Source organism: Nitratiruptor sp. YY08-10 (assembly GCF_016629565.1).
Classification (GTDB): domain Bacteria; phylum Campylobacterota; class Campylobacteria; order Campylobacterales; family Nitratiruptoraceae; genus Nitratiruptor.
In genome coordinates this window covers 467,858-479,801 of record NZ_AP023057.1, presented here as the reverse complement: position 1 = coordinate 479,801, position 11,944 = coordinate 467,858, and the positions used below count along the sequence as shown (strand labels likewise).

9 protein-coding genes are annotated in these 11,944 nt (G+C 40.3%); 6 read left to right on the top strand and 3 right to left on the bottom strand.

Annotated elements, in window-relative coordinates; genetic code table 11:
* Positions 1–3: 3 nt before the first annotated feature.
* The gene (locus JG735_RS02740; RefSeq protein WP_201335307.1) at positions 4–342 is read right to left on the bottom strand and encodes a P-II family nitrogen regulator; all 339 of its coding nucleotides are present in this window, start codon (positions 340–342) and stop codon (positions 4–6) included.
* Between the two features lie 10 nt (positions 343–352).
* Positions 353–1,630 carry an ammonium transporter gene (locus tag JG735_RS02735; RefSeq protein WP_201335306.1) on the bottom strand — a complete coding sequence of 426 codons (1,278 nt, stop codon included), beginning with the start codon at positions 1,628–1,630 and terminating at the stop codon, positions 353–355.
* A gap of 234 nt (positions 1,631–1,864) precedes the next feature.
* Between JG735_RS02735 and JG735_RS02730 the strand changes: the two genes are divergently transcribed.
* The 6 genes from JG735_RS02730 to JG735_RS02705 are packed head-to-tail and all read left to right on the top strand — an operon-like array spanning position 1,865 to position 11,230.
* Positions 1,865–3,142, top strand: coding sequence for a nitrate/nitrite transporter (locus JG735_RS02730; RefSeq protein ID WP_201335305.1), 1,278 nt, complete (start codon positions 1,865–1,867; stop codon positions 3,140–3,142).
* On the top strand, positions 3,143–4,747 hold the full coding sequence (locus JG735_RS02725; protein WP_201335304.1) for a bifunctional protein-serine/threonine kinase/phosphatase: 1,605 nt from the start codon (positions 3,143–3,145) through the stop codon (positions 4,745–4,747). It begins immediately after the preceding gene.
* A 59-nt stretch (positions 4,748–4,806) separates the two neighbouring features.
* Positions 4,807–6,366, top strand: coding sequence for a DmsC/YnfH family molybdoenzyme membrane anchor subunit (locus JG735_RS02720; protein WP_201335303.1), 1,560 nt, complete (start codon positions 4,807–4,809; stop codon positions 6,364–6,366).
* A 9-nt stretch (positions 6,367–6,375) separates the two neighbouring features.
* Positions 6,376–8,652: a molybdopterin oxidoreductase family protein gene (locus tag JG735_RS02715; RefSeq protein ID WP_201335302.1), complete on the top strand. Its 2,277-nt coding sequence runs from the start codon at positions 6,376–6,378 to the stop codon at positions 8,650–8,652.
* On the top strand, positions 8,649–10,547 hold the full coding sequence (locus tag JG735_RS02710; protein ID WP_201335301.1) for a nitrite/sulfite reductase: 1,899 nt from the start codon (positions 8,649–8,651) through the stop codon (positions 10,545–10,547). Before JG735_RS02715 ends, JG735_RS02710 begins: the two co-directional genes overlap by 4 nt.
* Positions 10,548–10,561: 14 nt before the next feature.
* Entirely contained in the window at positions 10,562–11,230 is a 669-nt protein-coding gene (locus JG735_RS02705) for a hypothetical protein (protein ID WP_201335300.1), read from the top strand.
* Here JG735_RS02705 and JG735_RS02700 read toward each other — a convergent pair.
* Positions 11,213–11,935 carry a hypothetical protein gene (locus tag JG735_RS02700; RefSeq protein WP_201335299.1) on the bottom strand — a complete coding sequence of 241 codons (723 nt, stop codon included), beginning with the start codon at positions 11,933–11,935 and terminating at the stop codon, positions 11,213–11,215. The genes JG735_RS02705 and JG735_RS02700 overlap by 18 nt on opposite strands.
* Positions 11,936–11,944: the final 9 nt, after the last annotated feature.

The window sequence follows — 11,944 nt, the reverse complement described above, 5'->3', positions numbered from 1 at the left end:
GGCTCAAAGAGCCTCTTCGTCTGTTTCGCCTGTACGTATACGAACAGCTTTTTCGATATCACTGACAAAAATTTTACCATCACCTATTTTTCCGGTTCGTGCAGAATTCATGATCGCATCTATACAAGATTCTACGTTCTCGTCACTGACTAACAGTTCTATTTTAATCTTTGGAAGAAAATCGACTGCATACTCAGCCCCTCTATAAAGCTCGCTATGACCTTGTTGACGGCCATAGCCTTTCACTTCTGTTACGGTCATTCCTATTATTCCAATCTCTGTCAATGCCTCTTTTACATCTTCTAGTTTAAACGGCTTGATCACTGCTTCAATTTTTTTCATTTTCTACCCCTTATAGATTAAATCCGCGTTCACCATGGACAGCTTCATCAAGACCCATCGTCTGGGTATCTTCATCAACTTTTCCTCCACCTGTAATCAATGATGAAATAAAATAAACAATAGCTGTCATCACTGCGGTAAATACCATTGTTACGACAACCGATTCAACCTGAACCCACATCTGAGCCATTCTATCACCATGATCTTTCAAAGGACTTCCATCCCACGCAAGATTTTGTAATGCAAACAACCCTGTTGCCAAAGCACCCCAAAGTCCAGCTGTGAAATGCACGCCAAAGGCATCCAAACTATCATCGATTTTGAATTTTCTTTTGATGAGCATAATTCCAAAATAGCCTGCTATACTTCCGCCAGCACCGATAATCAGCGCTCCAAGCACTTCCGCAAATCCTGCTGCTGGAGTAATAGCTACAAGTCCAGCCACCGCACCGGTTGCCGCACCAAGGAGTGTTGGCTTCTTATAAACTATCCATTCGATTATCACCCAAGTTAGCGCCCCCACTGCCGCCGCAAAATTTGTCATAAGTAATGCACTTCCTGCTACGCCATCAGCCGCAAACTCACTTCCAGCATTAAATCCAAACCATCCAAACCATAGAAGTACCGCACCTAGGGCGGTTAGAATAATTGAAGATGGTTTCATAGGCTCTTTCGGAAATCCTTTTCTCTTTCCTAACATCAAGGCTAAAACAAGTCCAGCCAAACCGCCATTCATGTGAACTACTGTCCCACCTGCGAAATCAAGCGCACCTTCGTTATATAAAAATCCGCCACCCCATACCATATGAGTAATCGGAACATATACAAACGTTACCCAAAGAACTGAAAATATCGTCCATGTTGAAAACTTCATCCGCTCAATTACCGAGCCACTGGCAATCGCAACTGTAATAGCCGCAAAGGTCCCTTGAAAGGCAATAAAGACAAACTCAGGATAGGTTCCACTAAGACTATCACTTGTAACACCTTTTAAAAAGATTTTACTCAAATCTCCAATAACCGCTCCATCACCACTAAAGGCTAAAGAGTATCCCCAAAGTACCCAAACGATTGATCCGATTACATAGGCAATGAAAACCATCATATAGGTATTGAGTACATTTTTGGCCCGTGTCATACCACCATAAAAGAGTGCTAGCCCTGCTGGAGTCATAAGCATTACAAATGCAGTTGCAACAATCATCCATGCGGTATCCCCGCTGTTTAGTTTATCTTCTGCCAGTAAAAATGAGGGCAAAAGAAAAATGAACCACTTGAACCTATTCATATTTTCTCCTTTCAATTTTTGGTCGAAAAAATTATAACTTCTTCTTAGCCAAAAAATTGATCATTTTTTATACAATCATTTAAAAAGTCAAGCTCTCTTCCTAATATTTCTTCAAATCCACTTCTTTTATGTAGATAATTACATTAAAAATAGATTTACATGATTGTTTATTTTTTATACAAAATTAATGGTTATTTATTGATACAATTTTCTTGTTAGTTAAAAGGAGGCTTTATGAGACTGGATGAACTCAAAACTGCTGGTCATTTTCCGACACTGATTGCAGCTTTTTTATATTTCGATTTTAGCTTCATGGTGTGGACGATGCTAGGTCCACTTGCAACGGAGATCGCTTCTTCTTTAGCCAAACATGGTTATATAGTTGATGCCAACCAAAAGGCAACGATGCTTGCTATCCCGATACTTGGCGGAGCGATACTGAGAATTGTACTTGGATTTTTGGTTGATAACATTGGAGCCAAAAAGACAGCGATTATCGCTCAGCTCATCGTCATCGCTTCACTTTTTTATGCATTTTTCCGGGGCGAATCGATCACCTATACTGAGCTTTTGATGGTGGCTGTAGGACTTGGATTTGCAGGAGCCAGCTTTGCGGTGGCACTTCCTCAGGCCGGACAGTGGTATCCACCACGTCTGCAAGGCGTTGTTTTGGGACTAGCGGGGGCTGGAAATATAGGCGTGGTGATTGACTATATCTTTGCACCAAAGATCGCTGAGATTTGGGGATGGCCTGCGGTCTTTTTGGTTGGCGGCATTTTATCCACAATTATCCTTGTTACCTATATCATTATGGCAAAGGATGCACCGCCCGAGGTGTATACACCAAGAAAGAAAAAGCTTAGTGACTACATCAAACTTTTGCAAGACAAGGACACTTGGTGGTTTAGCCTCTTTTATGCAGTAAGCTTTGGTGGATTTGTAGGGTTTGCCAACTATATGAAAGTCTATTTGATGGATGTCTATAAAAATGAGATGGCACAAATTGGATTGCAGCTTTTGAATGAGCCAAATGTGCAGGTGATTGCAGGCTATTTCGGGGCTCTTTGTATCTTTTCCGGAGCAATGCTGAGACCTGTTGGTGGGGCAATTGCAGATAAGATGGGTGGCGTGAAATCACTCTATATTTTTTATGGAGCAGTCGCTCTTTTGGCACTTTTGAATGCAACCGTTGTGCACAATTTTTATATGGCTATTGTTGTTCTTTTTCTCATTATGGCAAGTCTTGGCATGGCAAACGGTGCCGTTTTTCAGCTTGTGCCACAAAGGTTCGGTAAAGATATGGGTATAATGACCGGAATTGTTGGGTGTGCCGGAGGACTTGGCGGAACGGCGCTTGTGAAAACGCTTGGATGGAGTAAAGCGGCTTTTAACAGTTACAGCACAGGCTTTTTTATCTTTGCTGGAATCGCCGCTATGGCTATAATTGGGCTTAGTATGGTAAAAACGAGATGGAGAACGACCTGGGGAGTCCATGCAGGAGGAAGAATATAGATGAGTTATAGACTCAGCGCCTTTGGTCTTGCCAAAGGCAAAGAGCTTCAAAGCGATGATGCTTACGGCGTAAAAAGATGTGATGATATTGTCATAGGGGTGCTTTGCGATGGAGTGGGTAGCGCCCTTGGAGGCAGGGATGCCGCACAAAGAGTGGTCAGCTACATGCTCAACAATTTCAAGCAGCGACCAAGAAGCTGGAGCATTGAAAAATCGCTGGAGATTTTTATCAAAAATATCAATACTATCTTATACCAAGAGTCTTTGGCCCAGTTTGAGCGTCCAGAGCTTTTAACCACGCTTAGTATTGTCATTATTCAGGGCAATCGTCTCTATGGAGCCAATGTAGGAGATAGCCCTATTTTTTTGCTTCGAGATGGCATGTTGCAAAAACTCTCTTTTGATCACGTTGAAGAGAACTCCAATATTCTTTTGCAGGCTCTTGGAATGGAAAAAGAGGTAGAACCATACTTTTTTGAAAATTTTATTCATCCAAAAGATAGGATATTGCTTTGCAGTGATGGAGTTACGGCAGTTTTAGATGAAAATGAATTGCAAACAAGAAGTAGATTTGATGCTGCGTCTATTATTAAGTATGCTAGCAAAAAGGTAGACGATAATCTCCCTGATGATACAAGTGTAGTTGTCATTGAGATCAATGAGCTGGATAAAAAAAGCACTCTAAAGCAATTGAATCTCCCTATTCCAAAAAGCCTTCAAAAAGATCAAATCATTGATGGATATAGACTTTTAAAGCCTTTGAATGGGATAACATGGCTTGTTGAAAACAAAGGAAAAAAATATGTAATGAAATTTGCTGCAGCAACTGATGATCAAGAACAGCTCGATCTATTCATACAAGAAGCATGGAATGCCACGAGACTCGAGGCCGGTTTTTTCCCAAAAGCCGTTATTCCAAAAAAAAGAAGCTATCGATACTATATTATGGAATATATAGAGGGTGAGACACTGACCAAACGGATCAAAAAACGCCCTTTACATGTAGATGAAGCGATCGATCTTGGCAAATTTTTGCTCAAAAGCGCCCAGTATCTTCTCAAATACAACCTCGTTCATGGAGATATCAAGCCTGAAAATATCATTATTGCGCTCAAAAACGAAAAACCGATCTTTAAACTGATCGATTTTGGCTCAATTGTTGAGATCTTTTCCATAGCTAACAAAGCCGGCACTCCAAGCTTTTTGGCTCCCGAACGTTTCAGGGGTGAAGCGATCAGTGAATCAAGTGAAATTTTTGCAATAGGAGTAACGCTTTATCTAGCTCTAACTAAGCACTATCCATACGGTGAGATAGAACCATTTCAAAAACCAACTTTCAAAAAGCCAAAACCAGTAACCCATTTTAATAAAAAAGTACCTCTTTGGTTGGAGTCCATTATTTTAAGAGCAATTGAGCGGGATAAAAAGAGACGCTACAAGCACTACAGCGAAATGATGTATGAGCTTGAAAATCCCCAAAAGGTCAAACCCTATTTTGATCCATCTGCGTCACTGATAGAGAGAGAACCAGTAAAAGTTTACAAAGCTGCATTCATTATCTCTTTTTTCATCAACTGCATTCTTCTATTTGCATTGCTCAAATAATATACAACTTTTTTGAATATTTTTTCATAAAATAGCTTAAAGCAAATGAAGGAGCACGGATGAGTGCAGTTGAGAGTTTTATCAACTATAAAGCCACTACCGGTATGCAGTGTGGGAGCTACTCCATCGATCTGCCGCCACTCAAAGAGAATGAGCAGTATCGTTTCCATTTTGATGCAACCAAATGTATCGGATGCCACTGCTGTGAAGTGGCGTGCAATGAGCAAAACAACAATCCAGCCGAAGTTAAATGGAGAAGAGTCGGAGAGGTTGAAGGTGGAGAATTTCCAAATGTTTTGCAGATGTTTTTATCGATGAGCTGCAACCACTGCATCGATCCGGCATGTCTCAAAGGCTGTCCTACAAACAGCTACATAAAAATAGACAACGGTATCGTTATACACGATGATGAAGCCTGCATCGGATGCCAATACTGCACCTGGAACTGTCCCTATGATGTCCCCGTTTTTGATACGAAGCGCCATATCGTCACAAAGTGCCATATGTGCTATGAGCGTATTGAAGTCAACCAGACACCGGCCTGCGTGCAAGCCTGCCCTGAAGGAGCCATCGAGATAGAGGTTGTCAATATCGATGAATGGTTGGACGGAAAAATCGATCAAGAAGCAAATGCACCGGGGCTTATTGATGCAAGAGTAACCGGATCTACCACAAGATTTACTCTTCCTGAAAATTTGCCTGAAAAGCTTGAGCCTATGGACAAAGATCTCATCAAACCAGCCCACAAAGAGTGGCCGCTTGTCTTTATGACGGTCTTTACCCAAATCAGTCTCATTGGATTCGGAGCCATTTTTTTAGGTGATCTTGCAAGTAAATTCACCACTTTGCCAAGCCCAAGTTTTACAATGGCTTTTGTTATTTTTATGCTTAGTGCCATAGGTCTACCTCTATCGGCTCTGCATCTTGGGCGCCCTTTCAAGGCATTAAGTGCAATGAAAAATATCAAAACCTCATGGCTTAGCAAAGAAGCCGCAGCCCTTGGCGTTTTTACAGGAGGTATGGGTATTGTTGCGCTGCTTTATTACTTTCATATCGATGGATTTTTTCGCCTTTTTCTTGAAGCACTCATCCTTGGTATAGGAATCTATGGGATATATGCCCAATCGATGATCTATAGGATTCCGGCCAAACCAACCTGGAATACTGTTTTGACAACCTATACCTTTTTTACAACAGGCTACATTGCAACAACTCTTTTAGCTCTTGTGGCAATTATTCAAGGATGGAGTGAAGTAGCCAATATTTTGCTTGTCTTTACAATTTTGCTTGGAGCCATGCACCTATATCTCTTCTTGGAATCACAAAAATTGTATGAAAAAAACAACTACCAGATCCAAAAAGCAAAAAAGCTTCTACAAAGCAGTTTTGCAAATCTGTACAGATTTAGAAAATCCTCTTTGCCAATAGCTGCGCTCCTTTTGCCACTTCTATCCATAATTGCACTCAATGCAGGTTCAATCGGTTTTGCCTTTTTGTTTGTATTATCGGCAGTGCTTTTGGGATTTGCAAGCGAAATAGTGGGGAGACTCCTTTTTTATACAACGGCCATCAAAACAGGAATGCCGGGCAACTTTTTTGCTGGTGCTCAGAGACCATAAGGAGAGGAAATGATACAAAAAATAAAAGACTTTTTAGGATTTGATGTAAAACAAGCTGAAAATGCAATGGCAGATGATCCCATATTTGGAAAAGTACCAAAAGCGAAAAAGCCCGATTTTTGGGTGAGATCGACCTGCGGATATTGTGGGGTTGGATGCGGACTTTATATTGGTGTGAAAGATAAAAAAGCCGTCTTTACCAAAGGAGATCCTACCCATCCAGTCAATATCGGCACTCTTTGTCCAAAGGGGCTGAGCGAGAATCAGATGCTCTATGCACAAAATAGAGTCCTTTATCCAAAGATAAAAAAAGGTGGACGCCTCGAAAATGTTGGCTGGAATGAAGCTTTCAGTGAAGCGGCAAAGCGTATCAAAACAATACAGTCAACCTATGGTAAAAACAGTTTTGCAGTCATTTCAACCGGACAGCTTTTAACTGAAGAGTTTTACGCTCTTGGAAAATTTGTGCAATTGGGATTAGATACCAGAAACTATGATGGCAATACGACACTTTGCATGGCAAGTGCGGTAAGCGGATACAAGCAAAGCTTTGGAAGCGATGGACCGGTTGCAAGTTACGCAGATATTGCAAAAGCAGAAGTTGTTTTTGTCGTTGGAGCAAATTTGGCGGACAATCACCCAATCATCGTCCATCATTTGATGAAAAACAGAAACAATAAAACAGTTGTGGTCATTGATCCAAGACGCAGCAAAACAAGCCAGCTTGCTGATATTTATCTGCCAATCAAACCAAGAACAGATCTGGCACTTTTTAATGGCTTAGCCTACATCATCTGGGAGCAGGGATGGTTTGATGAGAAGTTTATCACATCAAGAACTAATGGCTGGAGCGAATTTGTCAAACATATCCAATCATACAAGCCGGCTGAAGTTGCTCACCTTACAGGTATTGATACAAAGACGCTGTATCGATTGGCACAGCTTTTTGCAAACAATAAAAGCCTCATTTGCTGGACGATGGGTATCAACCAATCAGCACAAGGCACCGATACAGTCAGTGCGATCAATAATTTAGCTCTTATGACAGGCAATATCGGCAAAGAGGGAACGGGAGCTTTTAGCATAACCGGTCAGTGCAACGCCATGGGAACAAGAGAGTTTGGATTTACCTCATCGATTCCTGGATATAGAAAGTTTGAAAGTCATCAAGATAGAAAAGAGTTTGCAAAACTCATCGATGTACCAGTTGAGTGGATACCGGACTCCAGAGGCTACAAATATGCCGAAATTATTGAAGCGATAGAAAAAGAGGAGATCAAAGGACTTTGGGTTATATGCACCAATCCGCTTGTAAGTTTTCCAAATCAAAAGCGGCTTAGAAAAGCTTTACAAAAACTAAATTTCTTGCTTGTGCAAGATGCATTTATGAGTGATACCGCACAAATCGCAGATATTGTATTTGCAGCAGCTACATGGGGCGAAAAGGAAGGATGCTATACCAACAGTGAGCGACGCTGTAACAAAGCCAACAAAGCAGTTGAGCCTCCCGCTATGAGTAAGAGTGACTTTGATATCGTTTTGGAGTTTAGCAAATATTTTCAAAGGCATGAAAGACTCTTTGGAGGATGGAAAGAGCCAAAAGATGCCTTTGAAGAGATAAGAAAGATTAGTAGAGGCAGACTTTGTGATTATAGTGGCATGAACTATGAAAAGATCGAATCCCTTGGAGGAATCCAGTGGCCTTGCAATGAACAGTATCCCAATGGCTGTAAAAGGCTTTATGGTGAAGATATGAAGTTTATGCACAAAGATGGCAAGGCGCGATTTATCTGTGCCGAGTTTAAGCCACTGGAAGAGGCGCCAAACAAAGAGTTTCCATTTATTCTCAATACCGGTCGAACTGTGGAGCATTTTCATACCAGAACCAAAACAGGCCAAATCAAAATATTAAACGATTTGGCACCCCAGGCCTGGATCGATATCAATCCAAAAGATGCAAAAAAGCTTGGAGTCAAAAACTACGATAGAGTCTGGCTCACAAGTCCTAGAGGCAAAGTAGAAAATCTCATTGTTCGAGTAACCCAGCTTGTCGCCCCTGGAACGGTATTTGTGCCATTTCACTATAACACGCAGCTTATCAATACGCTGACTCAATCCCTTTTTGATCCGATCAGCGGTGAGCCAAACTACAAACAAACCGCCGTACAGATTCACTCAAAGAAGTGTCCAGGAGGTATTACGCCAACTGTAAAAATAGCAGGAGAACTTGCGCTTGATAGAAAAGAAACCAAGCAAAAAGTAACTGTAAAAGAGGAGCAGCGATGATAGAAAAGCTACAAAAAATATATGAGCAACGAAGCAAAAAAATAAACAAAGTAGAAAAAGTCAAAGCCTCGATGTCACCAAAAGAGGCTTATGAGAGACTTTTGGAAGCAAGTCGAAAGGGATATGATTCGCTTACAAAAGAGGAGAAGTCAGTCTTTTTAAAATATTTCGGACTCTTTGACAAAAACGAATTCACTCCAAAGCAGTTTATGCTAAGAGTGCGCATTCCTGGCGGAAGACTTACTCCAAACCAAGCAAAAGTTTTAGGTGAAGTGGCAAAAGAGTTTGGCAAAGACTATATCGATCTTACAACCAGGATGCAAGTAGAGCTTCGCCATATTGACATTGAAGATGTACCGGCAATTTTTGCAAAGCTCGAAAGCGTTGGTATCACAACCTATCAAACAGGTATCGATAATCTTAGAAATATTGTAACCGATCCTTTGGATGGCTTAGCCTTTGATAACTTTTTTGAAAGTTTTCCTATATTAGAGCAGATGCAAGAGCTCTTTTTGAAAAAAGAGAGCTGGATCGGCTCGCTTCCAAGAAAGTTCAACACCTCCATCACCTCTTCCATCACGAATCGATGTAACGCATACGGACACGATGCCTGTTTTGTACTGGCCATAAAAGATGGCATCTATGGATATAATGTTTATTTAGGTGGAAAAGTCGGCAAAATCGCCAAAAATGCCAATATTTTTTTACAAGCCGATGAGGTAGTTCCCTTTTATGAAAACCTCATTAAGCTTTATCAAACCTATGGCTTTCGGGACAACAGAAACAAAAACAGGCTCTACTTTTTGATAGAGGCTATTGGAATGGATGCTTTTCGAGCAGCTTTAGAGGAGTTTAGTCAAAAGGAGCTTACAACAGCTGGAGAGACACTGTGTAAGATGGAGCATTTTGATAACAACCAGGGAAGCGTACAGCTCAAAAATGGCTCTTTTGCTCTGCATGCAATTGTTCCTGGTGGTATATTCAGTGGAACTGATATGATGGAAGCCGCTACCATAGCACAAGAAAATGGTGGAGAGATTCGACTCAGTGTTGAACAAAATCTCTACATTACCAATATCACCGACCGATCATTCATGCTTTCAAAGCCATTTTTTCAAAAATATAAAAATATCCACTCACCCTATTTCAACAATCTTGTAGCCTGTGCAGGAAAAAATGAGTGTAGCTTTGGCGTTATTCCAAATAAACCGGATGCTATTGCGATGGCAGATTTTTTAACAAAAGAGGTTCCCTTGCAAAACTCTAAAATACGCATGTATTGGAGTGGATGCGTAAAGGGTTGCGGACTACACGAGTGGGGTGATATCGGCTTTGTCGGAGCAAAAGCAAAAGAGAACGGTGCAATTGTTCATGGAGTGGATATTTTACTTGGAGGCAGTCTCGCTAAAGGCGAAGGTGCACAAACTATCCTAAAAGCAATTCCCCTTGGCTATGCAAAAAATTTGATCAAACAGCTTATGATAGAATACAAAAACCACAAAAAGCCCGGTGAACATTTTGAAAAGTACTTTGAAAGAGCACTACAACCATTTTCAAAAGGAGCTATCGGCTTTTTGATGCTGTTTAACGCTTTGCTTGAAAAAGAGGGCTTATCCTATCGATTTAGCCTGGCCAACCATAAGCCAATCGGTAAATTTGAGCCATTGGAAATTTTTGATTTTGGAAACGAAATCTATCGAAATATCACCACTGAAAAAGCCTATCTTGAAATATACAATTTTCAGCCGGTTGGATCAGCCAAGCCAATCCATCCAAAAAAAATAAAACCAGAACTTCCGGAAACTATAGCAGACATCGTTTATACCATGGTTCACCCAAATCCAAATGAGCGGTATCAGGTATTTAGTGAAATTTTTACCGACATTACTCTTTAATGTATAATATACTCATGGCTGATATTTACAAACACGTAATTGAACATAGTCTCAACCCCTTTTTTATATTTAACAGTGAAGGCGATCTGATTGATTTTAATAATGAAGGTGAATATCTCTTATCCTTTTTAGACAAAGAAGAGATTTTTCAGGTTGCTATCGAAAATGCGACCCACTTTCCAGGATTTAAAAATACATATATAGACCTCTCTCTTCCTCAGATGAGTTTTTGCGCCATTAGTGTCGGATATATCGATGATGAAAATATCTGCATACAATTTCAAAAGCATGTCTGCAAAAAATATTTTACCATCAACGATAAACTGCAATCAGCAAATATTTTCACTCTTATCGATGTAGCACTCAATGCAAATATGATAGATGAGACCAAGCTGGTTCGCGAATATGATATATCCATACCGGAATTCAAACTCGATATCGATCACTTTTTGAAAATGCTCAATAAAATTTTAAAAAGTTGCAAGGAGAGTCAAAAAATCCTCATCAAAGTGATGTACGCTACCGGCAGACATATAAAAATTGAAAATAAAAAATTCTCTGTCGTTGCTATTGATATTGTCGCAAAAGATACGGATTTGACAAAAGTGGATGTACAGTCAGAAGAGTTTTTGATCGATCGAATAAAAAACGGCATCCATATAGAGCTACCCCTTATCCTGTAACTGGTTTTCGTATCTTTTCAGTTTTTTTGTCAGTGTCGCTCTGTTGAGTCCAAGAGCTTTTGAAATAGCCAAAGCGCTTTTAAATTTTCTTTTTGCAGCTTTCAGTAAAGGAATTTCAAACATATAAAGTAGTTCTTTATAATCCATAGGCAATTTCTTCTCTATGAATCGTTCCATAAAAAGAAGCATCTCCTCTTCACTCAACGTTTGTAGTATAGCTTCTTTGAATATCTCTCGTTTGAGTTCAATTGCATTATACTGTCTTGGTATATTTTTTGGTTCAAAATTTTCAAGTCCGAGTTCTTTTTGGACCTGCTTGGTATAAAAAGAAGCAAGTTCTTCGAAATCTTCGGGTCGTTCACTCAGCGGAGGAAGCTGCAAAATAACGGGAAAAAACTCTTCATACTCACTTTTGGAAACTTCGCTCAAAGCTATAATGGTATGCTCTTTCAACCGTTCCATAATTTGACGAATGTCCGTAGCATTGTGCAAATCTGCGATACCAAATTTTTCGGGCAACTCTTTGTAATCTTTGATTTCATCTATGTTATGAAAAGCAAGATCGGGGAAAACCTCTCTTACCAAGGTCATCTTACCGCTCCCTTCTTCTCCTACCACCAAAATATTTATAGGCAACCGTGAAGAGATACGAAGAGTATTGAGCAGCTTTTTACTGACCGGTGATCTTGCTATGAAACGTTGCATATATTTCCT